This window comes from Pseudomonas sp. W2Jun17 (assembly GCF_023127795.1).
Taxonomy (GTDB): domain Bacteria; phylum Pseudomonadota; class Gammaproteobacteria; order Pseudomonadales; family Pseudomonadaceae; genus Aquipseudomonas; species Aquipseudomonas synxantha_A.
On record NZ_SPKO01000036.1, the window covers coordinates 67,984 to 94,631 of the forward strand.

The window sequence follows — 26,648 nt, forward strand, 5'->3', positions numbered from 1 at the left end:
GGATCTCGGAGCATCAGATAGATATGCGCTGGCTGACTGGTCGTCACGGGAGCAAGCTCCCTCGCCACAGGTACAGCGCCGTACCAAAAATGTGTAGATACCTATGCTAATCGTGGGCAAGCTCCCACACACACTTACCCGGCGTACAGACTGAAAACTGTTTAAGGCTGCCATGAAACGCTACGAAAAATTCGCCGATGACATCGCAGAACTGATCCGCTCCGGCGTCCTTGGCCCAGGTCAGCGCGTACCGTCGGTGCGCTATGCCAGCCAGACCTACGGCGTCAGCCCGTCTACCGTGTTCCAAGCGTATTACTTGCTGGAACGCCGTGGCCTGATTCGCGCGCGGCCGCGTTCGGGCTACTTCGTCAACACCCATGCGCCGAGCCCGTTTTCCGAGCCAGTGGTGAGCGAGCAGGTGCATGAGTCCACCCATGTGGACGTCAGTGAATTGGTGTTTTCGGTACTCGACTCCATCAAAGACCCTAATACAGTGCCCTTCGGCTCGGCCTTCCCCAGCCCGATGCTGTTCCCGTTGCCGCGCCTGGCCCGCTCCCTGGCCAGCGCCAGCCGCGAAATGGACCCGCGCCTGGTGGTCACCGACATGTCGCCGGGCAACCCGCAACTGCGCCGACAGATTGCCCTGCGCTACATGGTCGGCGGCCTGATGCTGCCCATGGAGGAGTTGCTGATTACCAACGGTGCCCTCGAAGCGCTGAACCTGTGCCTGCAAGCCGTGACTGAACCGGGCGACCTGGTTGCCATCGAGGCACCGGCGTTCTACGCCTGCCTGCAAGTGCTGGAGCGCCTGAAACTCAAGGCCGTGGAAATCCCGGTGCACCCGCGCGATGGTATTGACCTGAACGCCTTGGCACAAAGTCTTGAGCGCTACCCAATCAAGGCCTGCTGGACCATGACCAGCTTCCAGAACCCCATGGGCGCCACCCTGCCCGAAGCAAAAAAACAGGCGCTGGTAGAGCTGTTGCGCAGCCATCAGGTGCCGTTGATCGAAGATGATGTCTATGCCGAGTTGTACTACGGGCAACACGCGCCAAAACCGGCCAAGGCGTTTGATACCGAAGGGCTGGTGATGCACTGCGGTTCCTTTGCCAAGAGCCTGGCACCGGGCTACCGCGTCGGCTGGGTCGCGGCCGGGCGCTTTGCGCAGAAGGTCGAGCGCCTGAAACTGATGACCTCGCTGTGCCCGTCGATGCCGGCCCAGGCGGCGATTGCCGACTACCTGCAACACGGCGGTTATGACCGGCATCTGCGCAAATTGCGCTATGCCCTGGAAGAACAGCAAAGCGCCATGCTGGCGGCCATCGCCCGCTACTTCCCGGCCCAGACACGGGTCAGCCAGCCGGCGGGCGGTTATTTTCTGTGGTTGGAATTGCCGGAGCAAACCGACTCGCTGAAATTGTTCCAGATGGCCCTGGCCCAAGGCATCAGCATCGCACCGGGGCCGATCTTTTCAGCGACCCAGCGCTTCAGAAACTGCATACGCTTGAACTATGGCAGCCCATGGAACGAAGCCTCGGAAAAGGCCATGGAGACGCTGGGGCGGATAGTGCGGTCTTTTTAACGGCGCGAAACACAGCCCGTGGAACCGTGTGCCATCAGGAACCACCTAGCTATGCCTATCCTCATGTCGAGATCGTCATGCGCATCAACCCTCTTGCGGCATCGACCGCCTATCGGCTTGGCGAAGGTCGCCCTGAAAATAACTGGCTTATTGCGCCGACTGCGCCCGAAGAACCTCCCGTCGGTGACCGTCGTACCACCCGGCAGATCATCAACGCCAATCCTGCGCTCAAGCACCTGTTCAAGCGCCGCGATAGCTACCCGGTGACAGACTTGCTCAAGCGCCGACTGGGGGACTGGACATTCGCCAACCCTGATGCCAAGGCCAGGGCCCACGCGGCCTATAACCTGGCGAGAGTGATTAACGTCCTCGACAATGTGAATGATCGCCGCGTCGGTAACAGCGAACGACACGACGGCAAGATCAATGGCTTTCACAACGCCGGCTATTCCACCCGAAAGAACTCAGAAGCCCGTCTACTTGTAGCATTCGCGGAAAACGGCTACGACGTGCTGCAAAACCTCGGGCAGTAAGCTGCTTTTCAGCGTCCGCCCCCTAGGTCTAAAAAGGTGCCGGTGGCGTATGAAGCCTTGTCCGACAGCAACCAGATAATCGCCTCAGCCACTTCATCCGGACGCCCGCCACGCGCCATGGGGATACCGGACTCCAACTTGCTGACGCGGTCCGGGTCGCCGCTCAGGGCGTGGAAATCGGTAAAGATATAACCAGGGCGTACCGCGTTGACTCGAATGCCTTCACCTGCGACTTCTTTGGACAGACCGAGGGTGAAGGTATCCAGAGCGCCCTTGGACGCAGCGTAGTCCACATACTCACCTGGCGACCCCAGCCGCGCCGCCATCGAGGACACGTTGACGATACTGCCACCCTGCCCGCCATGCCGAGGCGACATACGCAGCACCGCGTGCTTGGCGCACAGGATCGGGCCCAGCACGTTGGTCTTCATGATCTTCAGGATACGAAACTCGGACATCTCGTCGACCCGCGACTTTTGCCCCACAGTACCGGCGTTGTTGACCAGCGCCGTGACACGCCCCAATTCGGCATCCACGCGATTGAACAGCGCTATCACTTCATCTTCGATGCTGACATCAGCGCGCACCGCAATGGCCTGGGCGCCGAGGCCGCGCACTTGTTCAAGCACGGCATGGGCAGCCTTCTCGTCCGACTGATAGTTAATGCAGATGCGATAACCTTCGCGAGCAGCCAGCAAGGCCGTCTCGGCGCCAATCCCGCGGCTGCCTCCGGTGATGATGACGACTTTGTCCATGGCTACGGTCTCCTGATTCAACCTGATGGTTAGGGTTGGATCCAAGAATACCCGTCACTGATGGCTTTTGTCAGGCGCTGGCGCATCTTCGCCGGCGAGGATGTTTGCCATGAAATTGTCGGCCGGCAATGGATGCCCCAACAAATAGCCTTGCAAGGAATCACACCCCAGGCGGGTAAGGAAATTTTGCTGCGCATCGGTTTCCACGCCTTCGGCAACGATCCGCAAGTCCAGGGCCTGGCCGAGGGCGACAATGGCCGAGACGATGGCGGCGTCGTCGCTGTCGTGCTCCAGGTCGCGTACAAAGCCGCGGTCGATCTTCAACTCGTTGGCCGGCAGGCGCTTGAGGTACATCAGGCTGGAGTAACCGGTGCCAAAGTCATCGATGGACAGGTCCACGCCCATGTCCGAGAGCTGCTGCAATACCGTCATGCTCGCATCGGCATCGCTCATGGCAGTGGTCTCGGTGATCTCCAGCGTGAGGCTGTTGGCGGGTAATTGGTGGCGCTCCAGAGCAGCCGCAACACTGTTGACCAACCCGGCATGACAGAACTGCAGCGCCGAAAGATTCACGGCGATGCGCCAGCTCTGATAACCCTGTGCGTACCACAGGCTCATCTGGCGGCAGGCTTCGTCGAGTACCCATTCACCGATGGCAATGATCAGCCCGGTTTTCTCCGCCAGCGCGATAAAAGCTGCCGGCAGCAACAAGCCCTGTTGCGGATGCTCCCAGCGCAACAACGCCTCGGCCCCCACGGCAATACCGCTCACCGCATCGAACTTGGGTTGGTAATACAAGCGAAACTCGCCGAGTTCAAGGGCATTGCGCAGGTCCTGCAACAATTGCAGTTGCTTGCGCGCATTGGTGTTCATTGACGCATCGAAGAAGCTGTAGCCGTTCTTGCCCATGCCCTTGGCGTGATACATCGCCGCGTCGGCGTTCATCAACAGCTCCTGGGGGTTATTACCGTTGCCCGGGAACATGGCGATACCGATACTCGCGGAGATTTTCAGCTCATGCTCGGCCACCGTGAAAGCGCGGTTGATCAGACCGACCTGACGCTCGGCCAGGCCCATGGCATCGTCCGGCTGGGTCAATTGCACCAGCAACACGAACTCGTCACCGCCAATACGGGCCAGGGTGTCCTGGCTGCGCAAGTCCTCGCGCAGACGCAGGCCAACCTCGCGCAGCAGTTGATCGCCCATGTGATGACCGAAGGCATCGTTGACCGGCTTGAAGCCGTCCAGGTCGATAAACATCAGCGCAAAGCAACCGCCCTGCTCGTACACCGCCTGAATGCCTTGTTGAATGCGATCCGCCAGCAGTGTGCGATTGGGCAAGCCGGTGAGCATGTCGTGCAGTGCCAGGTGGGTCAGTTCCTGGTTGGCCAGGGTCAAGGAATCGGCGAGTACAGCGGTGCGCGCCTCCAGGCGGGCATCCAGCAAGGAGGTCAACAACGCTATGACCAACACCGCAAGGGAGGTCACCAAGACCAGGTTATCCAGGCCCTTGCCGCTCAAGCCCGTTAGCGCGGCACCGCAGAAACTGTCATCGGCAAACTGCGCCGCGGCCATCCCGGTGTAGTGCATGCCGACAATGGCCACGCCCATCACCACCGCCGCCGCACCCCGCGCCAGGCGCACGTAAGGCGTATTGCGACGCAGGTTGAAGGCGATCCACAGCGCGGCGCCGGAGGCCATTACCGCGATCAACAACGAAGCGCCGAACAAGGTCGGGTCGTAGTCGATACCCGGGGTCATGCGCATCGCTGCCATGCCGGTGTAGTGCATGCTGGCGATACCGGCACCCATCACCAGCGCACCGAACGCCAGTTGCCAGGCCGGCAGACGTGGCTGGCTGACCAGCCATAAGGCGAAGCCACTGGATAACACAGCGATCAACAGCGACAGCGCAGTGATGCCCAGGTCAAACCCGAGGGCAAACGGCAGGCGCAGGGCCAACATGCCGATAAAGTGCATGGACCAGATGCCCACGCCCATGGCTGCTGCGCCGCCGGTAATCCATAGGTAAACGGCACGCCCCTTCGTCGTAGCGATACGCCCGGCCAGGTCCAACGCGGTGTAGGACGCCAGCATTGCAACGCACAGGGAAATCACGACCAGGGAGGTTGAATAGCTACCGATCAACATGGGGCTTCTCGCAGGCAACAGGGCGTAAAAGCCCATGCCGGGTGGCAAAGCGGGCGATTGTAGCGAGAATGATTCTGGGGCAGGTGATTAATTAAGCAGATAGCCATTAGTCATTTTTTGGCGTCAATCTGCTGGCTTAATGCGGGTATTTTTCAATACCTATGGAAAGGGGCCTCCCCACTGTAGGAGCGAGCTTGCTCGCGAAAAATCATAGGCGCCGCGTGTATTCAGGAAACACGCGTTATCGTTGACGTTTTTCGCGAGCAAGCTCGCTCCTACAGGATGCCCAGGTATTCGCTCACTCCTTCTCGGCCAGAGACGTCTGGCCGTCCCAGCCACCACCCAACGCCGCAATCAACTGCACACTCGCTACCAGCCGCGACTGCAACAAGGTCAACACGGTGCGCTCGTTGCTCAAGGCCGTCGCCTGCACAGTCACCACATCCAGGTAAGCGATCAAACCCGCCTTGTACTGGTTCTCGGTCAAGCGCAACGACTCACGCGCCGATTCCAGCGCTTCATTGCTGACCACAGCTTCGTCCGCCAGCACCTTGAGTTGCACCATGTAGTTTTCCACTTCACGGAACCCATCCAGTACGGTCTGGCGGTACTTGGCCACGGTCTCGTCATAGCTGGCCACGGTGCGGTCGACTTCCGCCGAGCGCTGGCCGCCATCGAACAGGGTCATCGCCAGTTTCGGCCCCACCGACCAGAAGCGGTTCGGCAGGCTGATCCAATCTTCATACGTGCTGCTGGAGTAGCCGCCCTGCAAGCTCAGGCTGAGATCCGGGTAATAGGCCGCCTTGGCCACGCCGATGTTGGCGTTGGCGGCGATCACCGAGCGTTCGGCCGAGGCAATATCGGGGCGACGTTCCAGCAACTGGGACGGCAGGCTCACCGGTATTTGCGGCAGCGCCGGAATGTCTTTGCTCACCGCCAGGTTGAAGTTGGCCGGGGCTTCGCCGATCAGCACGGCAATGGCGTTTTCCAGTTGGGCGCGCTGCCAGATCAGGTCGATCAGGCTGGCCTGGGTGGTCTTGAGCTGAGTTTGCGCCTGGGCGATGGCATCCTTGCCGGCCACCCCGGCACGATACTGGTTTTCGGTCATTTTCAATGAACGCTGGTAGGTGTCCAGGGTGGCTTGCAACAGGCGCGTCTGTTCGTCCATGACCCGCAGTTGCAGGTAGCTCTGCACCAGTTCCGACTGTTGGCTCAGGCGCATCGCGGCCAGGTCTGCCGAGCTGGCCTCGGCGCTGGCTTCATTGGCCTCTAGTCCACGGCGCAACTTGCCCCAGATATCGGCTTCCCAACTCACGCCCAACTGCGCATTGAGGGTGTCGCGGATACCACTGCTGGAACTGCTGAGGCTGGCGCTGCTGCTGCCGGTACCCTGGCTGGCGCGGGTTTTACCCACACTCAGGTCGACGCTGGGGTAAAACGCCCCGCGGGAACTGCGCACCAGCGCCTGGGCCTGGCGAAAGCGCGCTTCGGCCTGGGCAACGGTCTGGTTGGACGTGTTGAGGCGCTCTACCAGCTCATTGAGTTGGCGGTCGCCATACAGCTCCCACCAGGCGCCACGGGCCAGGGAATCGCTGGGGTTGGCCTGGCGCCAGCCCTGGGCTTCTTTGAACTGCACCGGTTCGATGACCTCCGGGCGCTTGTAGTCAGGGCCAATGGCGCAGGCGCTGAGCAACACCCCACACATCATCATGGCCAATAACTTCATTGTGTTGTTGTGGCTAGGGTGCTTGCTCCCTCGCCACAATAATTTGGTTGAATCGGTCATAGCGCAGTGTCCAGGGCAGCATCGGTACGCACGCCGCGCCAGGCATTGAAGCGGTGGCGCGCGCGGTCGAGATAGAGGTAGACCACCGGGGTGGTGTAAAGGGTCAGGATCTGGCTGAAGACCAGGCCACCAATAATGGTCAGGCCCAACGGATGGCGCATTTCCGCGCCATCGCCGGTGCCGAGCAGCAACGGCAAGGCGCCGAGGATGGCGGCCAGCGTGGTCATCAAAATGGGTCGCAGGCGTAGCAGACAGGCGCTGCGGATCGATTCCAGCGGGCTCATGCCGTCGTTGCGCTCCAGTTGCAGCGCCAGGTCGATCATCAGGATCGCGTTTTTCTTCACCACACCGATCAGCAGGAACAAGCCCAGCAACGATATCAGACTGAACTCGCCGCCCAGCAGGTAGATCGCCAGCAACGCGCCAACACCCGCCGACGGCAGGGTCGAGAGAATGGTCAGCGGGTGGATATAGCTTTCATACAGAATGCCCAGCACCAGGTACACCGCCACCAACGCACCGAGAATCATGAACGGCTGGCCCTTCTGCGTGGCCGCAAAGGCGTCGGCGGTGCCGGCCATCTTGGCGATCACATCTTCAGGCAGGCCGACCTTGGCAATCGCTCGCTCGATGGCCGCGGTGCCCTGCTCTACCGTCACCCCGGGCGCCATATCGAAGGCGATGTTTTCTGAAGCGAACTGGCCTTCATGGCTGACGCGATCGTCGGCCAGGCTGTTCTCGTAATGGGCAATGGTCGACAACGGCACCCGCGCACCATCGGCAGTAATCACCTGGACCTGGTTCAGGGTGATCGGGTCCTGGGCATACTTGGGGTTGACCTCCATCACCACCTGATACTGGTTGAGGCTGTCGTAGATGGTGGAAATCTGCCGCTGGCTGTAGGCGTTGTTGAGTACCGACGTGACCATGTCCATGTCGATGCCCAGACGCTTGGCCTGGTCCCGATCGACGATCAGCGTGACCTGCGCCGCGCCCCGGCCTTCGCGAGCGTCGATGGCAGTCAGCTCGGGCAACTCACGCATCGCCGCGACCACTTTCGGGTACCACAGGCGCAACGCGGCCAGGTCGCCGCTTTGCAGGATGTAGGAATATTGCGCGCTGGTCTGGTCGCGGCCGCCGCCGAACTGCAGGTCCTGGTCGGCCATCAGGAACAGGCGCCCGCCCGGTACCAACGGCACCTCTTTGCGCAGACGCTCGATCACCGCCTGGGCAGAGATCTTGCGTTCACTGATGGGTTTGAGGCGCACCAGCATCACTGCGTTGTTAGTGCCTTGGTTGCCACCGATAAAGCCGGCCACGCTGAGCACCGCCGGATCCTTGAGCACCGCCTGGCGGAAGACTTCCATCTTCGGCTGCATCACGCTGAACGACAGGCCATCGTCACCGCGCACAAACCCGATCAATTGGCCGGTGTCCTGCTGAGGCATGAAGGTTTTTGGCACCACCACATACAGCGCGATATTCACCCCCACGGTAATCAACAGGCTGAGCAGGGTCAGGCGCCGGTGGCGCAACACCCAGTCCAGGCTGGTGGCGTAGCCGGCGACCATGCGGTCGTTGACCTTCTGGCTCCAGCGCTGCAAACCGGTCTGCCGGGTCTTGTCATGAGGCTTGAGCCAGCGGGCGCAGAGCATCGGCGTCAAGGTCAGCGAGACAATCAGCGAGACGATGATCGCCGCCGACAAGGTGATGGAAAACTCGCGAAACAGGTTGGTGACAATCCCGCCCATGAACAGGATCGACAGGAACACCGCCACCAGCGACACGTTCATCGACAACAAGGTAAAGCCGACTTCTTCGGCACCCAGGTACGCCGCCTTCATCGGCGGCACACCCTCGTCGATGTGCCGGGAAATGTTCTCCAGCACCACGATGGCATCGTCCACCACCAGCCCGGTGGCCAGGATCAGCGCCATCAACGAAAAGTTGTTCAGCGAAAACCCGTACAGGTACATCACCGCAAAGGTGCCCACCAGCGACACCGGCACTGCCAAGGTAGGGATCAGCGAAGCACGGAAGTTACCCAGGAACAGGTACACCACCAGAATCACCAGGCCCACGGCAATCAGCAGGGTCATTTCCGCTTCATGCAGGGTGGCAGTGATCACTGGCGAGCGGTCCATGGCCAGGCTGAGCTTGACGCTGGACGGCAGCACCGCCTGCAATGCCGGCAACTGGGCCTTGATCTGCCTGACCGTTTCAATGATGTTGGCGCCGGACTGGCGGTTGATCACCAGCAGCACCGCCGAATCATTATTGAAGAAGCCACTGTTGTAGCGGTCTTCCACACCATCGGTGATCTTCGCCACATCCCCCAGGCGCAGGGCCGCACCGTCCTGGTAGCGGATCAATAGCGGCGCGTAGTCCTTGGCTTTTTCCAGCTGGTCGTTGGCCTGGATCTGCCAATTGCGCTCAGCGTCTTCCAGGGAGCCCTTGGGCCGGCGCTGGTTGGCATTGGCGATGGTATTGCGCACATCGTCCAGGGCCACGCCGTATTGGTCGAGGGCCTTGGGTTCCAACTCGATGCGCACTGCCGGCAGGGAGCTGCCGCCGATCTGCACTTCACCCACGCCTGGCACCTGGGACAGGCTCTGGGACAGGATGGTCGACGCCAGATCATACAGCTGGCCCTTCTGCAGCACGTCGGAGGTCAGCGACAACACCATGATCGGTGCCTGGGACGGGTTGATCTTCTTGTAGGTGGGCATGCTGCGCATACCGCTGGGCAACAGGTTGCGCGAGGCATTGATCGCCGCCTGCACTTCCCGCGCCGCACCGTTGATATCGCGGTCGGAATCAAAGGCCAGGATCACCCGAGTCGAGCCCTGGCTCGACGAACTGCTCATGGTGGTGATACCGGCAATCGAACCGAATGAACGCTCCAATGGTGTCGCCACGCTGGACGCCATCACCTCGGGGCTGGCGCCGGGCAGGCTGGCCGACACCACGATCACCGGAAAGTCGATCTGCGGCAGCGGCGACACCGGCAACAGGTTGAAGCTGACGCCACCGAGCAGCATGATCGCCAGGCTCAGCAGCATGGTCGCTACCGGCCGGCGAATGAAAGGTCCGGACAGGTTCATGGCTCAACCGGCTCCAGGCGTTGCGGCTCTTTGCGCCAGCGCCGGCCAAGGCGATCAAAGTACAGGTAGATCACCGGCGTGGTGAACAGCGTCAACACCTGGCTCACCAGCAAGCCACCGACCATCACCAAACCCAGCGGTTGGCGCAACTCCGCGCCGGAACCGCTGGCAAGCATCAGCGGTACCGCACCGAACAACGCGGCCAGGGTGGTCATCAGGATCGGCCGGAAACGCAACAGCGCCGCCTGGTAAATCGCCGTCTGTGGGTCCAGGCCCTGATTACGCTCGGCGTCGAGGGCGAAGTCGATCATCATGATCGCGTTCTTCTTCACGATACCGATCAGCAGGATGATGCCGATGATCGCGATCATGCCCAGGTCATTGCCACTGAGCAGCAGGGCCAGCAAGGCCCCCACCGCCGCCGACGGCAAGGTCGAAAGGATAGTGATCGGGTGGATATAGCTCTCGTAAAGCACGCCCAGCACGATGTACATGGTGACCACCGCGGCCAGGATCAGCAGCAAGGTGCTCGACAGGGACGCCTCGAACGCCTGGGCGGCACCCTGGAACTGGGTTTGCACGCCCACCGGCATGCCAATGTCCTTCTGGGTCTGGTTGATCAGCTCCACACCCTTGCCCAGGGCGACGCCGGGGGCCAGGTTGAACGACATCATCACCGCCGGGAACTGGCCGATATGGGCAATCGCCAACTGCGCCTGGCGCTGCTCGACATGGGCCAGGCTCGACAGCCGCACCTGGCCGCCGTCGGTGGTCTTCACATGGATCTGGTTGAGCGCGGCCGGGCCGAGGGTTTCGCCGGACTGAGCCTGCAGCACCACGCGATATTGGCTGGCCTGGGTATAGATGGTGGAGATCTGCCGTTGGCCAAAGGCGTCATACAACGCGTCGGTAATGGTCGAGACACTCACACCCAGGCGCGAGGCCGCGTCGCGGTCGATCACCAGGTACACCTGCAAGCCTTTGTCCTGCAAGTCGCTGGCAACGTCGGTGAGTTCCGGCTGTTGACTGAGGGCGTGCACCAGCTTGCCACTCCACAGTGCCAGCAACTCGGCGTCCGGCGACGACATGCTGAACTGGTACTGGGTACGGCTGACGCGGTCCTCGATGGTGAGGTCCTGCACCGGCTGCATGAACAGGCGGATGCCCACCAGCTTGTCGATTTGCGGTTGCAAGCGGGTGATCACCTCGGCTGCGCTCAAGTCGCGCTGGCCGTGGGCCTTGAGGTTGATCAGCAAGCGGCCACTATTGAGGGTGGCGTTATCGCCGTCCACACCGATGTAGGACGACAGGCTCTGGACCGCGGGATCAGCAAGGATGATCTTCGCCAGCTCCTGCTGACGCTGGCTCATCGCCGCAAAGGAAATCGACTGCGGCGCTTCGGAAATACCCTGGATCACCCCGGTGTCCTGCACCGGAAAAAAGCCCTTGGGCACCACCAGGTACAGCACCACCGTAAGCCCCAGGGTAGCGATGGCCACCAGCAGGGTCAGCGGCTGGTGCTTGAGCACCCACTGCAACTTGCGGCCATAGGCCTGGATCAGCCAATCGATCCAGGCGCCGCTGGCCTTGTAGAAACGTCCCTGCTCTTCTTCCTTCGGTTCGCGCTTGAGCAAGCGCGCGCACATCATCGGCGTAAGGGTCAGGGACACAACCAGCGAAATCAGGATCGCCACCGCCAGGGTGATGGCGAACTCGCGGAACAGCCGCCCGACCACGTCAGCCATGAACAGCAGTGGGATCAGTACCGCAATCAGCGACAAGGTCAGGGAAATCAGGGTGAAGCCGATCTGCTTGGCGCCCTTGAGCGCCGCCGCCATCGGCGTCTCGCCCTCCTCGATATAGCGAGAAATGTTCTCCAGCATAACGATGGCGTCATCCACCACGAACCCCGTGGCGATGGTCAGGGCCATCAGCGTCAGGTTATTGATGGAGAACCCCGCCAGGTACATCACGCCAAAGGTACCCACCAGAGACAGCGGCACGGCGATGGACGGAATGATCGTGGCGCTGACCCGACGCAGGAACAGGAACGTCACCATCACCACCAGGGCGATGGCAATCAGAAGCTCGTGTTGTACGTCTTTCACCGAGGCGCGGATGGTCTGGGTACGGTCGGTAAGCACCGTCACGTCCAGGCCGGCCGGCAGGTTGTCGGTAATGCTCGGCAGCAGCGCCTTGATACGGTCGACTACCTCGATCACGTTGGCGCCCGGCTGGCGCTGGATGTTGAGCAGTACCGCCTGGTTCTCGTTGGCCCAGGCCGCGAGGCGCTCGTTTTCGGCGCCGTCGACGATTTGCGCTACATCCTTGAGGCGCAACGGTGCGCCATTGTTGTAGGCCAGGATCAGCTCGGCATATTGCTGGGGTGAGACCAACTGGTCGTTGGCATCGAGCATCGACACGCGGGTGGGGCCGTCGAAGTTGCCCTTGGGCTGGTTGACGTTGGAGGCGGCGATCAGCGCACGCACATCCGACAGGTTCAAGCCATTGGCCGCCAGGGCTTGCGGGTTGACCTTGATGCGCACGGCCTGGCGCTGGCCACCGGCGATGCTGACCATGCCGACGCCGCTGATCTGGGCGATTTTCTGCGCCATGCGCGTATCGACCAGGTCATTGAGCTTGGGCAGCAGCATGGTCTTGGAAGTAATCGCCAGGGTCAGCACCGGGGTGTCGGCCGGGTTGACCTTGTTGTACACCGGCGGCGCCGGCAAATCCTTGGGCAACAGGTTGGTGGCGGCGTTGATTGCGGCCTGCACCTGTTGCTCGGCGACATCCATATTGACGTCGAGGTTGAAACGCAGGGTCAGCACCGACGCACCGCCCGAGCTGGTGGACGCCATTTGGGTCAGCCCGGGCATCTGCCCGAACTGACGCTCCAGCGGCGCAGTGACCGCGCTGGTCATCACGTCTGGGCTGGCGCCGGGGTACAGGGTCATCACCCGGATCGTCGGGTAGTCCACCTGGGGCAAGGCCGATACCGGCAACAAGCGGTACGAAATGATCCCGGCCAATACAATCGCCAGCATACTCAGCGTGGTGGCGACCGGGCGCAGGATAAACAGGCGTGACAGGTTCATGAACCGACCTTTTGCGCCTTGCCGGCGTCAGCGCCGGTCTCCCCTTTTGCCGCGGGCTTGCCTTGCAGGTGTTCGGTCGGCGTGGTCGGCACTTCCTTGCTTTCGTTGACCACTTCGATTTCGCTGCCGTCCTTGAGACGGTCAGTGCCTTCCAGCACCACGCGATCGCCTGCGACCAGGCCCTCCTTGACCACGGTGTTCTCACCGTCGGTGTCACCCAGCACCAGGGGCTGGACCTTGACCTTGTTGTCACCGTCAAGCTTGTAGACAAAGGTGCCGGTGTTACCGAACTGGACCGCCGCTGACGGCGCCAACACCACGTTATGCAAGGTGTCAGCAAGCAAGTGCACATTGACGAACTGGTTGGGAAACAGCGCCTGGTCCTTGTTATCAAAGCGCGCCTTGAACTTCAAAGTACCGGTGGTGACGTCGATCTGGTTGTCCAGGCTCTGCAGCACGCCGACCGCCTGTTTTTTCACGTCGCTACGGTCCCAGGCTTCCACGGGCAGTTTGTTGCCGGCGTGGTAACGGGCGAGTACGGTTTCCAGGGTATTTTCCGGCAGGGTGAACGCCACGCTGATCGGCTGGGTCTGGGTGATGACCGCCAGGGCGGTGGTGTCATTGGCTGCGACCAGGTTGCCGACATCGAGCTGGCGCAGGCCAACGCGGCCGCTGATCGGCGCACGGATCCTGGTGAATTCAAGGTTGAGCTTGGCATCGTCGACCGCGCCCTGGTTGGTCTTGACCGTGCCCTGGTATTGCAGGACCAGCGCTTCGGCGGTGTCCAGGGTCTGCTTGGCGATACTGTCCTGGGCGTACAGGCCGCGATAACGCTCCACATCGACCTGGGCGTTTTTCAACTGCGCCTGGTTCTGCAGCAATGTGCCCTGGGCCTGGAGCAAGGCGTTCTGGTAGCTGCGCGGGTCGATTTCTGCCAGCAGGTCGCCGGCCTTGACCATCTGGCCTTCTTCAAAGGCGATCTTCACCAGCTCACCGCCCACCCGGCTGCGCACATTAATGGTGTTGAGCGCGGTGACCGTGCCCAGCGCCTTGTAGTACACCGCAAACTCCCCCTGCACCACCGGCGCCACGCGCACCGGCACCGGGCCGGTGGAACCGCCGAAGCCCGGGCGCGCCATGCCGGTCTTGCCGGTGTGCCCCGCAGGAGCGTCCTTGTGAGCCGCGCCGCCGGGCCAGAATTTCCAGCACAGGCCGGCGATAACCAGCAGCACAAGCAGGCCAAACAGCCAGCGGCGGGAGTTGCGGGAGGAGGATTGCATGGAGTGATCAACCATTGGGGATGAGAGCTTCTTCTTCGGGAGGCTGAAAGATAAGCACTGGGGGGCGTTTAGAAAAGCACCTTTACCGGCTATTTACCTTGGGCTTACAACTTTTAACGTCTGATCTTAGTCCGCCAGCTATTTCGCTAAACCGCTGACACTCAAATAAAAACGGCCTGGACTAGGCCAGGCCGCAATCATGCATCATACGTGTTACTGCCAAACGACAGTTACGCGCAGAAACAGTTACTTCAATACAGCCAGGGCCGCATCGTAGTTTGGCTCTTCAGCGATTTCCTTGACCAACTCGCTGTGCAGCACATTGTCGTTTTCGTCCAGTACCACGACAGCGCGAGCGGTCAGGCCTTTGAGCGGGCCGTCGGCAATCGCCACACCATAATCAACGGCGAAATCCGAATCACGGAAGTCCGACAGGTTCTTCACGTTTTCCAGGCCTTCGGAACCACAGAAGCGCGCTTGGGCGAATGGCAGGTCGGTGGAGATGCACAGCACCACGGTGTTGGCCACATCGTTGGCCTGGGCATTGAACTTGCGCACGGAAGTGGCGCAGGTTGGGGTATCAACGCTTGGGAAGATGTTCAGCACTTTGCGCTTGCCGGCAAAGGTGGCCAGGGTGGCGTCGGACAGGTCGCCGGCGGTCAGGGTGAAATCTGCGGCTTTGGCGCCGACTTTCGGCAGTTCGCCTTCAACCTGGACCGTGTTGCCTTTGAGGGTGACTTGAGCCATGAACGGAATCCTTATGCTGGTTTTTGGTTAAACGAATTCGAGAGGCCGAAGTTAACCACAAAGTGCCGATGCTACCTACCGCCAGACACAAATTGTCATGTCGCCAGGTTGTGGTTTAATTGCGCGCTTTTCGCCTGCCCTTCAAGGAAACCGTCGTCGATGAATCAGCCTGCCACCAAAGTTCTGGTCATTGGTTACGTCTGGCCAGAGCCCCGCTCCTCGGCTGCGGGGGGGCATATGATGCAGATCCTTGAGAGTTTTCTTACGCAAGGTTGGGACATTACCTTCAGCAGCCCTGCGACCATCGGCGAACACAAGGCCGACTTGCCGGCACTTGGCATCGCCGAATGCGCCATCGAACTGAATAACAGCAGTTTCGATGACTTTATCCGCGAACTGGCCCCGGATATCGTACTGTTCGACCGTTTCATGATGGAGGAGCAATTCGGCTGGCGCGTGGAGCAATGCTGCCCCAACGCCCTGCGCGTGCTGGAAACCTCCGACCTGCAAAGCCTGCGCGATGCCCGCCACCAGCGTTTCAAGGAGCAGGTGAAAGCCAACCCCGACAGCGACGACTTCAGCGCCCTGTTCGCGCCTGCGCTTCAAGACGAGTTCCAGCGCATGGCCGATACCGACCTGGCCAAGCGCGAAATCGCCGCGATTTACCGCTGTGACATCAGCTTGATGATCTCCGACGTGGAAATCCGCCTGCTCACCGAGCAGTTCAAGGTGCCCGCCGCTCTGCTCCATTGGTGCCCGTTGATGTTGCAACCGCCCACCGCCGCGTTTGCGCCGTTTGAAGACCGTGCGCACTTTCTCAGCATCGGCAACTTCCGCCACGCGCCCAACTGGGATGCGGTGCTGTGGATGAAGCAAAGCCTGTGGCCGCTGATTCGCCAACAGTTGCCGGGCGCGCAGCTGCATATCTATGGCGCCTACACCCCACCCAAGGCCACCGCCCTGCACAACCCGGCACAGGGTTTTCATGTGATGAACTGGGCCGAAGACGCGCTGCAAGTCATGACCGCCGCACGCATCTGCCTGGCACCGTTGCGCTTTGGCGCGGGCATCAAGGGCAAGTTGATCGACGCCATGCTCTGCGGCACCCCCAATGTCACCACCCCGATCGGCGCCGAGGCCATGGGCGATGATCAACCCTGGCCCGGCGTGATCGAACACGACGCCCCGGCCCTGGCCGCCGCCGCTGTGGCCCTCTACCAGGACCACGAGCGCTGGACCCAGGCCCAGGAACACGGGCGCCAACTGCTGGCCCGGCGCTATGACCAGACTCTGCACGGGCCAGCCTTGGTGAACTGCCTGGAGCAATGCCGCCGCAACCTCGACGCCCATCGCCGGGACAACTTCACCGGCAGTATGCTGCGCCATCACGCGCACAAGAGTACCCAGTACATGTCCCAGTGGATCGAGGCAAAAAACCGCAACCTGTAAACACTGCTGCTGGCGAGGTCGTGCGCGACGGGGCATTATCCTACGCAGCGACCACAATAAAGCGACGGCAGCATGACCCGAGCAACGCGCATCACCGACCCCTCCTACGAGCTGATGGACGATCACAACGGTCTGTCCATCATCTATCGCCAGCACGGCTTCCCCTGCCCGCTGGTGCGCTGGCACTTCCACAAGGAATACGAGCTGCACCTGATCGTCGCCAGCTCCGGCAAGGTGTTTATCGGTGACTACATCGGCAACTTCTACCCGCAAAGCCTGTTCCTCACCGGCCCCAACCTGCCCCACAACTGGATCAGCCAGGTGGAAGAAGGCGAAGTGGTCCCCAAGCGCGACATGCTGGTGAACTTCACCGACGAGTTGTTCGAACACGGCAGCCATATCTTCACCGAACTCAAACGCCTGGCGCCGCTGCTCGAACGCGCGCAGTACGGCATCGAATTCCGCTGCAAAAAAACCATTGCCCACGCCATGACCCTCATGCAGCACATTGAAGACGCCCACGGCATGGCGCGCCTGGGGCATTTCTTTATCCTGCTGGAGGTATTGAGCGCCTGTGAGGACTACCAGCTGCTGTCCGGCGTAACCACACCACAGCAAGCCGATGAACACAGCATCGACCGCACCAACCGAGCGGTGGACTACATCTTTGCCCACTACGCGCGCGAGCTGCCGCTGGAGGAAGTCGCGGAGTACCTGGGGATGAAACCGACGTATTTTTCCCGTGTATTCAAGCAGGCCACCGGGCGGACTTTTATTGAATTCGTCAATCGGCTGCGCATCAGCAAGTCCTGCGAGTTGCTGGCCGATGGGGACAAGGCGGTGACGGATGTGTGTTTTGAGTCGGGGTTCAACAATATTTCCAACTTCAATCGGCGTTTTCAGCAGCTTAAGGGTATGACGCCGTCCCACTACCGGCGATTGGCGGTGCAGCGGTTGACTGAGCAGAATTTGGCTTGAGGTTGATCGTTCGGCAGGCGTCAGGAAACAGAAACGTCTTACAAGGTTTTGAGGTTGTCCCTAGGACACTCAATCTCTAGTCTCCGTACACCGCTGCACACGCAGCGGTCGGGCGTCGCGGCCCGGTTTAATCAGACGCAAAGTGCCATTTCCGCTTTCAGTTGACGTCTTTTTATCGTCTACTGTGCGCCCTTATGGTGGCTGTGCGCGGGATACCTTCGGGTATGCCGGTTTCCTGATTCCGGTCCGCGAACCTGCGTACAGCTACCACCCGATCGCGTCGCGGCGATCAGTGGTAGCTCCACTTAAATCAGGAGTTCCACCATGATCAAGCCCACCCCAAATCCCCCAATCGATCCAACACCCAGCGTGCTGTTCACCGTAAAAGACGGCATCTCCACGCAAGACCTACTGGTCAACCTCAGCGAATCCCTCGCCTCTGCCCACGCCCTCACCTGCGATTTCGCCTTTGATCTCGACGGCTCACGGCGCGAAGGGGCGCTGGGGATTGCCCAGTTGATCGAGGTATCTCGCTTGCTGGCTGAGCGAGCACTGGCTGATATCGAGCGTTAAATACGGCATCGATCGTCCCCACGCACCACGGGGACGATCATCGAGTGCAAAAAAGTATCAGTGCGCGTGCGCCCAAGGATTTGTCACAACCCCATTTCAAGGCTGTAATCGACGCACACTCTTCCTGGCTACCTGTAGGAAGACACAACAACAATAACCGTCCTTCTGTAGCCCCCTGGGCGCGGAAATGGAGTGCGCGATGAAGTTCACAGCAAAAGCTCTGCTTGCCTGTTCCTGCATGACTGCATGCATGACCCTCAGCGCCGCCAGCCTTGGCGCGCAAACCCTGACCATTGCCACCGTCAACAACAGCGACATGATCCGTATGCAGAAGCTCTCGAAAACCTTCGAGGCCGAGCACCCGGAGATCAAGTTGAACTGGGTGGTGCTCGAAGAAAACGTGCTGCGCCAACGCCTCACCACCGACATCGCCACCCAGGGCGGGCAGTTCGACGTGTTGACCATCGGCATGTACGAAGCCGCACTGTGGGGCGCCAAGGGTTGGCTGGAGCCGATGAAGGACCTGCCGGCCTCCTACGACCTTGATGATGTGTTCCCTTCGGTACGTGATGGCTTGTCCGTCAAGGGTTCGCTGTACGCCCTGCCGTTCTACGCCGAAAGCTCGATCACCTATTACCGCACCGACCTGTTCAAGGACGCCGGGCTGACCATGCCCGAGCACCCGACCTGGAGCCAGATCGGCGAATACGCGGCCAAACTTACTGATAAGTCCAAAGAGCAATACGGCCTGTGCCTGCGCGGCAAAGCCGGTTGGGGTGAGAACATGGCGCTGATCACCACCCTGGCCAACGGCTTCGGTACGCGCTGGTTCGATGAGAAGTGGCAACCGCAATTCAATGGCCCCGAGTGGAAGGACGCGCTGAACTTCTACGTCGACAACATGAAGAAATCCGGCCCGCCGGGTGCGTCCAGCAACGGTTTCAACGAGAACCTGGCGCTGTTCAACAGCGGCAAATGCGCGATCTGGGTAGACGCCAGCGTCGCCGGTTCGTTTGTCACCGACAAGAGCCAGAGCAAGGTCGCCGAGCATGTCGGTTTCACTTTTGCGCCCCACGAGAAGACCGACAAGGGCACCTCGTGGCTGTACTCCTGGAGCCTGGCGATTCCGACCAGTTCCAAGGCCAAGGACGCCGCCAAGGTGTTCACCAGTTGGGCCACCTCCAAGGAGTACGGCCAGCTTGTGGCCAAGACCGATGGCATCGCCAATGTGCCGCCAGGTACGCGCCAATCCACCTACAGCGACGAGTACATGAAGGCCGCGCCGTTCGCCAAGGTGACCCTGGAATCACTGAAAGTGGCCGACCCGACCAAGCCGACAGAGAAGCCGGTGCCATATATCGGCATCCAGTTGGTGACCATTCCGGAGTTCCAGGCGATTGGTACTCAGGTCGGCAAGTTCTTCTCCGGTGCGTTGACCGGTCAGCAAACGGTGGATGCCGCCTTGACCGCCGCGCAGACCACCACCGAGCGTGAAATGAAGCGGGCTGGTTACCCCAAGTAACCCCTGCCCTCACCACAGTCAAATGTGGGAGGGGGCTTGCTCCCGATAGCAATCTACCAGTTGATGATTGTGTGACTGATACACCGCTATCGGGAGCAAGCCCCCTCCCACACTGACCGCGCTCCGATTCGTATCTGACTGGTCTTGATTCTATGAATACACCCGCCAAAAACCGCCTGGCCAACCCCGGCTGGTTCCTTGTCAGCCCCTCGGTGGCCTTGTTGCTGCTGTGGATGATCGTGCCTCTGGGCATGACCCTGTACTTTTCGCTGATCCGCTACAACCTGCTCTACCCCGGCGAAAACCAATTCGTGGGGTTGGAAAACTTCAGCTACTTCATCACCGACTCGGGTTTCCTGCCCGGCGCTACCAATACCCTGTTGCTGGTGGGCAGCGTGTTGCTGATCAGTGTGGTGTTCGGCGTGTTGATCAGCGCGCTGCTGGAGGCCAGTGAGTTCCTGGGGCGTGGCATCGTGCGGGTGCTGTTGATTTCGCCATTCTTCATCATGCCCACCGTCGGCGCGCTGATCTGGAAAAACCTGATTTTCCACCCGGTGTCGGGGATCCTCGCCGCCGTATGGAAGTTCTTCGGCGCCGAGCCGGTGGATTGGCTGGCGCACTACCCGCTGCTGTCGATCATCATCATTGTGTCGTGGCAGTGGCTGCCCTTCGCGATCCTGCTGCTGATGACCGCCATGCAGTCCCTGGACCAGGAACAAAAGGAAGCTGCACGCCTGGACGGTGCCGGCGCCATTGCGATCTTCTGGCACCTGACCCTGCCACACCTGGCCCGCCCGATTGCCGTGGTGGTGATGATCGAAACCATCTTCCTGCTCTCGGTGTTCGCCGAAATCTTCACCACCACCAACGGTGGCCCGGGCTACGCCTCGACCAACCTCGCCTACCTGATCTACAACCAGGCGCTGGTGCAGTTCGACGTGGGCATGGCCTCGGCCGGTGGCTTGATTGCCGTGGTCATCGCCAATATCGCGGCGATCATCCTGGTGCGGATGATCGGCAAAAACCTGACTGACAAGCCTTGAGGGCCGCGCCATGACACTTCAACAATCCCGCCGCCTGCAAAGCCTGCTGCTCGGTACGTTGGCCTGGGCCATCGCGATCCTGATTTTCTTCCCGATCTTCTGGATGGTGCTGACCAGCTTCAAGACTGAAATCGATGCGTTCGCCACCCCGCCGCAGTTCATCTTCACGCCGACGCTGGAGAACTACCTGCACATCAACGAACGCAGCAACTACTTCGCCTACGCCTGGAACTCGGTGGTGATTTCGTTCAGCGCCACCGCCCTGTGCCTGCTGATCTCGGTGCCGGCTGCCTACTCCATGGCGTTTTACGAAACCCAACGCACCAAGGGCACGCTGCTGTGGATGCTGTCGACCAAGATGCTGCCACCGGTGGGCGTGCTGATGCCGATCTATCTGTTGGCCAAGAGCTTTGGCCTGTTGGACACGCGCATCGCGCTGATCATCATCTACACCCTGATCAACCTGCCGATCGTGGTGTGGATGGTGTACACCTACTTCAAGGACATCCCCAAGGACATCCTCGAAGCCGCCCGCCTGGACGGCGCCACCCTGTGGCAGGAAATGGTCCGCGTGCTGTTGCCGATCGCCAAGGGTGGCCTGGCCTCCACGGTGTTGCTGTCGCTGATCCTGTGCTGGAACGAGGCGTTCTGGTCGCTGAACCTGACCTCGTCGAGCGCTGCGCCGTTGACCGCACTGATCGCCTCCTACTCCAGCCCCGAAGGTTTGTTCTGGGCCAAGTTGTCCGCCGTCTCGACCCTGGCCTGCGCGCCGATCCTGATCTTTGGCTGGATCAGCCAGAAACAGCTGGTGCGCGGTTTGTCCTTCGGCGCCGTCAAATAATAATTCGATAAGGAGGCCCATCATGGCCAACCTGAAAATCAAGAATCTGCAAAAAGGCTTCGAAGGTTTCTCGATCATCAAGGGCATTGACCTTGAAGTGAACGACAAGGAATTCGTGGTGTTCGTCGGCCCGTCGGGCTGCGGCAAATCCACCCTGCTACGCCTGATCGCCGGCCTGGAAGAAGTCACGGAAGGCACCATCGAACTGGATGGCCGCGACATCACCGAAGTGACCCCGGCCAAGCGCGACCTGGCCATGGTGTTCCAGACCTACGCGCTGTACCCGCACATGAGCGTGCGCAAGAACATGTCGTTTGCCCTGGACCTGGCCGGTGTCGACAAGAAGCTGGTCGAGAGCAAGGTCAGCGAAGCGGCGCGCATCCTGGAACTGGGGCCGCTGCTGGAGCGCAAGCCCAAGCAACTGTCCGGCGGCCAGCGCCAGCGCGTGGCGATTGGCCGGGCGATTGTGCGTAACCCGAAAATCTTCCTGTTCGACGAGCCGCTGTCCAACCTCGACGCGGCGCTGCGCGTGCAGATGCGCCTGGAACTGGCGCGCCTGCATAAAGAACTGCAAGCCACCATGATCTACGTGACCCACGACCAGGTCGAAGCCATGACCCTGGCCGACAAGGTGGTGGTGCTCAACAGTGGCCGTATCGAGCAGGTCGGCTCGCCGTTGGAGCTGTATCACCAACCGGCCAACCTGTTTGTGGCCGGCTTTCTCGGCACGCCGAAGATGGGCTTTCTCAAGGGCAAGGTCACGCGTGTCGAAGGCCATGGCTGCGACGTGCAATTGGACGCTGGCACCCTGATCAGCCTGCCGTTGAGTGGCGCGACCTTGAGCGTCGGCAGCGCGGTGACCCTGGGCATTCGTCCCGAGCATCTGGAAATCGCCGCGCCAGGGCAAACCACCCTGACCGTCACCGCTGACGTTGGCGAGCGCCTGGGCAGCGACACCTTCTGCCACGTCATCACCGCCAATGGCGAACCGCTGACCATGCGGATTCGCGGCGACATGGCCAGCCAGTACGGCGAGACGTTGCACCTGCACCTGGACCCGGCGCACTGCCATCTGTTCGACACTGACGGCGTAGCGGTGGCCCGCCCACTGCGCGCAGCCGCCTGACTCCGCGAGTATTTTTAGATGAAACTGAATAAACACAATCTCACGCAGTTGGCGCCGCAAGTGAAAATCCCGGCTTATGCGCTTGCCGACACCCGCCAGGGCATCGCCCATATCGGCGTCGGTGGCTTTCACCGCGCACACCAGGCGTATTACACCGACGCCTTGATGAATACCGGCGAGGGCCTGGACTGGGGCATTTGTGGCGTGGGCCTGCGTGCCGAGGACCGCAAGGCTCGCGACGACCTGGCCGGCCAGGATTACTTGTTTACCCTGTATGAGCTAGGTGACACCGACGACACCGAAGTACGCGTCATCGGCGCCCTCAGCGATATGCTGCTGGCCGAAGACGGCGCCCAGGCGTTGATCGACAAACTGGCTGACCCGGCTATCCGCATCGTCTCGTTGACCATCACCGAGGGCGGCTACTGCATCGATGACAGCAACGGCGAATTCATGGCCCACCTGCCACAGATCCAGCATGACCTGGCGCACCCCAAGACACCCAAAACCGTGTTCGGTTTTATCTGCGCAGCGCTCACCCAACGCCGCGCCGCCGGCACTGCGGCATTTACCGTCATGTCCTGCGATAACCTGCCGCACAACGGCGCCGTCACGCGCAAGGCACTGCTGGCCTTCGCCGCGCTACACAACGCCGAGCTGCATGACTGGATCAAAACCAACGTGAGCTTCCCGAACGCCATGGTCGACCGCATCACGCCAATGACCAGCACCGCCCACCGCCTGCAACTGCATGATGAACATGGCGTCGACGATGCCTGGCCGGTGGTGTGCGAACCGTTTGTGCAGTGGGTGCTGGAAGACAAGTTCGTCAACGGTCGCCCGGCCTGGGAGAAGGTCGGCGTGCAGTTCACCGATGACGTCACGCCTTACGAAGAGATGAAGATCGGCTTGCTCAACGGCAGTCACCTGGCCCTCACCTACCTGGGGTTTCTCAAGGGTTATCGGTTTGTCCACGAGACCATGAACGACCCGCTGTTCGTGGCGTATATGCGTGCGTACATGGACCTGGACGTTACGCCGAACCTGGCGCCGGTGCCGGGCATCGACCTGACGGTGTACAAGCAGACGCTGGTGGAGCGCTTTTCCAACCAGGCGATTGCCGACCAGTTGGAACGGGTGTGTTCCGATGGTTCGTCGAAGTTTCCCAAGTTCACCGTGCCGACCATCAATCGCTTGATTGCCGATGGCCGCGAGACTGAGCGTGCAGCGCTGGTAGTGGCGGCCTGGGCCTTGTATTTGAAAGGGGTGGATGAGAATGGCGTGAGCTACAAGATCCCCGATCCAAGGGCCGAGTTCTGCCAGGGGCTGGTGAGTGATGACACACTGATCAGCCAGCGCTTGCTGGGGGTAGAGGAGATTTTTGGCACGGCTATTCCCAAGTCCGCTGAGTTTGTGGCAGCGTTTGAGCGGTGCTATGCAAGCCTGCGCGACAAAGGCGTCACCCAAACCCTGCAACAACTCCTGAACAAACCGGATTAAAACTGTGGGAGGGGGCTTGCTCCCGATAGCGGTAGGTCAGAGAAAGGTATTTGACTGACACTCCCTCATCGGGAGCAAGCCCCCTCCCACACTTGACCGGGTTACCAATCCAAAAATAATACTGCTGAGCACTCCATCATGACCCAGCAAAACCTGTTCCTCGGAATCGACTGCGGCACTCAAGGCACCAAGGCCATCGTCCTCGACGCCTCCAGCGGCAAGGTGCTGGGCCTGGGCGCCGCCGCGCATACCTTGATCAGCGGCGCCAACGGCCGGCGCGAGCAACACACCCAGGAATGGCTGGACGCCTTCACCGAAGCCACCCACCGCGCCCTGCAACAAGCCGGGGTGGACGGCCAGGACATCCTTGGCATCGGCGTTTCCGGCCAGCAGCACGGCCTGGTGCTGCTGGACGAACAAGGTGAAGTGCTGCGCCCGGCCAAGTTATGGTGCGACACCGAAACCGCGCCGGAGAACGAGCGCCTGCTGGCACACCTGGGCGGCGAAAGCGGCTCCCTGGAACGCCTGGGCGTAGCCATCGCGCCGGGCTACACCGTCTCCAAACTGCTCTGGACCCGTGAACAGCACCCGGACGTATTTGCCCGCATCGCCCATATCCTGCTGCCCCACGACTACCTCAACTACTGGCTCACCGGTCGCGCCTGCGCCGAGTACGGCGACGCCTCGGGCACCGGTTACTTTGACGTGCGCAGCCGCACCTGGGATGTGGCGCTGCTCAGGCACATCGACCCCAGCGGCCGCCTGGAGGCAGCGCTCCCGCAGTTGATCGAAGCCGACCAGGCGGTGGGCACGATCCTGCCGGCCATTGCCGAGCGCCTGGGGATCAACCCCAACGCCGTGGTGTCCAGCGGCGGCGGCGACAATATGATGGGCGCCATCGGCACCGGCAATATCGCTCCCGGCGTGATCACCATGAGCCTGGGCTCATCAGGTACCGTGTATGCGTTTGCCGACCAGCCCAACGTCAGCCCGCAGGCGTCGGTAGCGACCTTTTGCTCGTCCAGTGGCGGCTGGCTGCCGCTGATCTGCACCATGAACCTGACCAACGCCACCGGGGTAATTCGCGAGCTGTTCGAACTCGACTTGCAGGCGTTCAACGCCCTGGTCGAACAAGCCCCGATTGGCGCCGACGGGGTGAGCATGCTGCCGTTTCTCAATGGCGAACGCGTGCCTGCCCTGCCCCACGCCACCGGCAGCCTGCACGGCCTGACCATGACCAACCTGACCCGTGCCAACCTGTGCCGTGCCGTTGTCGAGGGCACCACCTTCGGCCTGCGCTATGGCCTCGACCTGCTGCGCCAGACCGGCTTGCAAAGCCAGAGCATCCGCCTGATCGGCGGCGGCTCGAAAAGCCCGGTGTGGCGGCAGATGGTCGCCGATATCATGCACACCGAAGTGGTGTGCACCGAACAGAGCGAAGCCGCCGCCCTTGGCGCGGCAATCCAGGCTGCCTGGTGCCAGAGCGGCGAACCCTTGGTCAGCCTGTGCGACAAATGTGTGAGCGTCGACCCGGCCAGCCGTACCTTGCCGGCAATCGAGAGTGTCAGCGCCTATCAACAGGCGTATGAGCGTTATCAACAGCACGTGGCATCCCTTTAAGAGCGAACGACTATGTATCTGGTGTGTGGTGAGGCGCTGTTTGATTTTTTCAGCGAGGAGGATGCCAGCGGGCAGGCCGCCAAAGTCAATTACAAGGCGATTGCCGGGGGCTCGCCATTCAATGTGGCCGTGGGCCTGCGCCGCCTGGGTATTGAAGCCGGGTTGTTCGGCGGCCTGTCCAGCGACTTCCTCGGCCGGAGCTTGTTGCAGGTGCTGAAAAATGAAGGGGTCAGCGAGCAGTTCCTGGTGGAGTTTGCCGCGCCGACCACGTTGTCGATGGTCGCTGTGGGCGCCAATGGCTCACCGCAGTACAACTTCCGTGGCGAAGGCTGTGCGGATCGGTTGCTGGAAGTCGCGCATTTGCCGGTACTCGGCGAAGAGGTGCGCGGGCTGCATATCGGCTCGTTCTCACTGGTGGTGCAACCGATTGGCGACACCCTTCTGGCGCTGGTCAAGCGCGAAAGCGGCAAGCGCCTGATCAGCCTGGACCCTAACGTGCGCCTTAACCCGCAGCCGGACATCCAACTATGGCGTGATCGCGTCGCCGAGCTGGTCACACATGCCGACCTGATCAAGGTCAGCGACGAAGACCTGCACCTGCTCTACCCCGACCAGTCACCCGAAAGTGTGCTGCACGGTTGGCTGCAACACCGCTGCCAACTGGTGTTCCTCACCCGCGGCGGCGATGGCGCCAGCGTATTCAGCCGTCAGCACGGCAACTGGTCGGCGCCGGCAGTCAAGGTGGTGATGGCTGACACTGTGGGCGCCGGCGACACCTTCCAGGCCGCGTTGATTGCCTGGCTGACCGAGCATCAGCTTGACTCAGTGACTGGCCTGCAACAGCTCACGCGCGTGCAGATTGATAACATGCTCGGCTTTGCGATTCGGGCTGCCGCGTTGACCTGTACCAAGACCGGCCCCGACCTGCCGTACCGTCATCAGCTGGGCTGACACGCATAA

The 26,648-nt window shown here is 61.1% G+C and carries 19 protein-coding genes; 12 read left to right on the forward strand and 7 right to left on the reverse strand.

Going from position 1 to position 26,648, the window contains the following annotated elements:
- The first annotated feature begins 172 nt into the window (after window positions 1-172).
- Together mapR and E4O98_RS23085 are read left to right on the forward strand one after the other, a co-directional pair.
- Entirely contained in the window at window positions 173-1,582 is a 1,410-nt protein-coding gene (mapR, locus tag E4O98_RS23080; RefSeq protein ID WP_005788562.1) for a GntR family transcriptional regulator MpaR, read from the forward strand.
- Between the two features lie 77 nt (window positions 1,583-1,659).
- The gene (locus E4O98_RS23085) at window positions 1,660-2,115 is read left to right on the forward strand and encodes a hypothetical protein (RefSeq protein WP_032875740.1); all 456 of its coding nucleotides are present in this window, start codon (window positions 1,660-1,662) and stop codon (window positions 2,113-2,115) included.
- Between the two features lie 8 nt (window positions 2,116-2,123).
- On the opposite strand, the gene E4O98_RS23090 is transcribed toward E4O98_RS23085, so the two are convergent.
- From E4O98_RS23090 to tpx, 7 genes are all read right to left on the reverse strand, one after another.
- Window positions 2,124-2,870 (reverse strand): SDR family oxidoreductase, encoded by a 747-nt coding sequence (locus E4O98_RS23090; protein ID WP_248136338.1) that lies wholly within the window; start codon window positions 2,868-2,870, stop codon window positions 2,124-2,126.
- A gap of 54 nt (window positions 2,871-2,924) precedes the next feature.
- A complete protein-coding gene (locus E4O98_RS23095) occupies window positions 2,925-5,021 on the reverse strand; it encodes an EAL domain-containing protein (protein ID WP_032875746.1) in 2,097 nt (698 codons plus the stop codon).
- 298 nt (window positions 5,022-5,319) lie between these two features.
- Window positions 5,320-6,747, reverse strand: coding sequence for an efflux transporter outer membrane subunit (locus tag E4O98_RS23100; RefSeq protein WP_248136340.1), 1,428 nt, complete (start codon window positions 6,745-6,747; stop codon window positions 5,320-5,322).
- A 56-nt stretch (window positions 6,748-6,803) separates the two neighbouring features.
- On the reverse strand, window positions 6,804-9,911 hold the full coding sequence (locus E4O98_RS23105) for an efflux RND transporter permease subunit (protein WP_032875751.1): 3,108 nt from the start codon (window positions 9,909-9,911) through the stop codon (window positions 6,804-6,806).
- Window positions 9,908-13,009 (reverse strand): MdtB/MuxB family multidrug efflux RND transporter permease subunit, encoded by a 3,102-nt coding sequence (locus E4O98_RS23110; protein WP_194438387.1) that lies wholly within the window; start codon window positions 13,007-13,009, stop codon window positions 9,908-9,910. The genes E4O98_RS23105 and E4O98_RS23110 overlap by 4 nt, the downstream gene beginning before the upstream one ends.
- A complete protein-coding gene (locus E4O98_RS23115) occupies window positions 13,006-14,304 on the reverse strand; it encodes an MdtA/MuxA family multidrug efflux RND transporter periplasmic adaptor subunit (protein WP_078821464.1) in 1,299 nt (432 codons plus the stop codon). Before E4O98_RS23115 ends, E4O98_RS23110 begins: the two co-directional genes overlap by 4 nt.
- 231 nt (window positions 14,305-14,535) lie before the next feature.
- On the reverse strand, window positions 14,536-15,036 hold the full coding sequence (gene tpx, locus E4O98_RS23120; protein WP_032875762.1) for a thiol peroxidase: 501 nt from the start codon (window positions 15,034-15,036) through the stop codon (window positions 14,536-14,538).
- Between the two features lie 159 nt (window positions 15,037-15,195).
- Here tpx and E4O98_RS23125 point away from each other — a divergent pair, with 159 nt between their 5' ends.
- The 10 genes from E4O98_RS23125 (at window position 15,196) to E4O98_RS23170 (ending at window position 26,639) form a co-directional block, all read left to right on the forward strand.
- Window positions 15,196-16,485: a glycosyltransferase gene (locus tag E4O98_RS23125; RefSeq protein WP_248136342.1), complete on the forward strand. Its 1,290-nt coding sequence runs from the start codon at window positions 15,196-15,198 to the stop codon at window positions 16,483-16,485.
- Between the two features lie 72 nt (window positions 16,486-16,557).
- Window positions 16,558-17,463, forward strand: a complete 906-nt coding sequence (locus tag E4O98_RS23130) for an AraC family transcriptional regulator (RefSeq protein ID WP_032875768.1) — start codon at window positions 16,558-16,560, stop codon at window positions 17,461-17,463.
- A gap of 324 nt (window positions 17,464-17,787) precedes the next feature.
- Complete coding sequence (locus tag E4O98_RS23135) at window positions 17,788-18,036, forward strand: DUF6124 family protein (protein WP_032875771.1); 249 nt, start codon at window positions 17,788-17,790, stop codon at window positions 18,034-18,036.
- Between the two features lie 199 nt (window positions 18,037-18,235).
- A complete protein-coding gene (locus E4O98_RS23140; protein ID WP_248136344.1) occupies window positions 18,236-19,558 on the forward strand; it encodes a sugar ABC transporter substrate-binding protein in 1,323 nt (440 codons plus the stop codon).
- Window positions 19,559-19,710: 152 nt separating this feature from the next.
- Entirely contained in the window at window positions 19,711-20,601 is an 891-nt protein-coding gene (locus E4O98_RS23145; RefSeq protein WP_005788581.1) for a sugar ABC transporter permease, read from the forward strand.
- Window positions 20,602-20,611: 10 nt separating this feature from the next.
- Window positions 20,612-21,442, forward strand: coding sequence for a carbohydrate ABC transporter permease (locus E4O98_RS23150; protein ID WP_005788583.1), 831 nt, complete (start codon window positions 20,612-20,614; stop codon window positions 21,440-21,442).
- Between the two features lie 22 nt (window positions 21,443-21,464).
- Window positions 21,465-22,568, forward strand: a complete 1,104-nt coding sequence (gene ugpC, locus E4O98_RS23155) for a sn-glycerol-3-phosphate ABC transporter ATP-binding protein UgpC (RefSeq protein ID WP_032875775.1) — start codon at window positions 21,465-21,467, stop codon at window positions 22,566-22,568.
- Window positions 22,569-22,586: 18 nt separating this feature from the next.
- A complete protein-coding gene (locus E4O98_RS23160; protein WP_148854504.1) occupies window positions 22,587-24,068 on the forward strand; it encodes a mannitol dehydrogenase family protein in 1,482 nt (493 codons plus the stop codon).
- A 138-nt stretch (window positions 24,069-24,206) separates the two neighbouring features.
- Complete coding sequence (gene xylB, locus E4O98_RS23165; protein ID WP_248136347.1) at window positions 24,207-25,688, forward strand: xylulokinase; 1,482 nt, start codon at window positions 24,207-24,209, stop codon at window positions 25,686-25,688.
- Between the two features lie 12 nt (window positions 25,689-25,700).
- Window positions 25,701-26,639 (forward strand): carbohydrate kinase, encoded by a 939-nt coding sequence (locus E4O98_RS23170; RefSeq protein ID WP_248136349.1) that lies wholly within the window; start codon window positions 25,701-25,703, stop codon window positions 26,637-26,639.
- Window positions 26,640-26,648 lie beyond the last annotated feature (9 nt).

Bases quoted from the DNA above. Each gene is read 5' to 3' on its own strand.
- mapR (WP_005788562.1), top strand. From the start codon at position 173: ATGAAACGCTACGAAAAATTCGCCGATGACATCGCAGAACTGATCCGC.
- E4O98_RS23085 (WP_032875740.1), top strand. From the start codon at position 1,660: ATGCGCATCAACCCTCTTGCGGCATCGACCGCCTATCGGCTTGGCGAA.
- E4O98_RS23090 (WP_248136338.1), bottom strand. From the start codon at position 2,870: ATGGACAAAGTCGTCATCATCACCGGAGGCAGCCGCGGGATTGGCGCC.
- E4O98_RS23095 (WP_032875746.1), bottom strand. From the start codon at position 5,021: ATGTTGATCGGTAGCTATTCAACCTCCCTGGTCGTGATTTCCCTGTGC.
- E4O98_RS23100 (WP_248136340.1), bottom strand. From the start codon at position 6,747: ATGAAGTTATTGGCCATGATGATGTGTGGGGTGTTGCTCAGCGCCTGC.
- E4O98_RS23105 (WP_032875751.1), bottom strand. From the start codon at position 9,911: ATGAACCTGTCCGGACCTTTCATTCGCCGGCCGGTAGCGACCATGCTG.
- E4O98_RS23110 (WP_194438387.1), bottom strand. From the start codon at position 13,009: ATGAACCTGTCACGCCTGTTTATCCTGCGCCCGGTCGCCACCACGCTG.
- E4O98_RS23115 (WP_078821464.1), bottom strand. From the start codon at position 14,304: ATGGTTGATCACTCCATGCAATCCTCCTCCCGCAACTCCCGCCGCTGG.
- tpx (WP_032875762.1), bottom strand. From the start codon at position 15,036: ATGGCTCAAGTCACCCTCAAAGGCAACACGGTCCAGGTTGAAGGCGAA.
- E4O98_RS23125 (WP_248136342.1), top strand. From the start codon at position 15,196: ATGAATCAGCCTGCCACCAAAGTTCTGGTCATTGGTTACGTCTGGCCA.
- E4O98_RS23130 (WP_032875768.1), top strand. From the start codon at position 16,558: ATGACCCGAGCAACGCGCATCACCGACCCCTCCTACGAGCTGATGGAC.
- E4O98_RS23135 (WP_032875771.1), top strand. From the start codon at position 17,788: ATGATCAAGCCCACCCCAAATCCCCCAATCGATCCAACACCCAGCGTG.
- E4O98_RS23140 (WP_248136344.1), top strand. From the start codon at position 18,236: ATGAAGTTCACAGCAAAAGCTCTGCTTGCCTGTTCCTGCATGACTGCA.
- E4O98_RS23145 (WP_005788581.1), top strand. From the start codon at position 19,711: ATGAATACACCCGCCAAAAACCGCCTGGCCAACCCCGGCTGGTTCCTT.
- E4O98_RS23150 (WP_005788583.1), top strand. From the start codon at position 20,612: ATGACACTTCAACAATCCCGCCGCCTGCAAAGCCTGCTGCTCGGTACG.
- ugpC (WP_032875775.1), top strand. From the start codon at position 21,465: ATGGCCAACCTGAAAATCAAGAATCTGCAAAAAGGCTTCGAAGGTTTC.
- E4O98_RS23160 (WP_148854504.1), top strand. From the start codon at position 22,587: ATGAAACTGAATAAACACAATCTCACGCAGTTGGCGCCGCAAGTGAAA.
- xylB (WP_248136347.1), top strand. From the start codon at position 24,207: ATGACCCAGCAAAACCTGTTCCTCGGAATCGACTGCGGCACTCAAGGC.
- E4O98_RS23170 (WP_248136349.1), top strand. From the start codon at position 25,701: ATGTATCTGGTGTGTGGTGAGGCGCTGTTTGATTTTTTCAGCGAGGAG.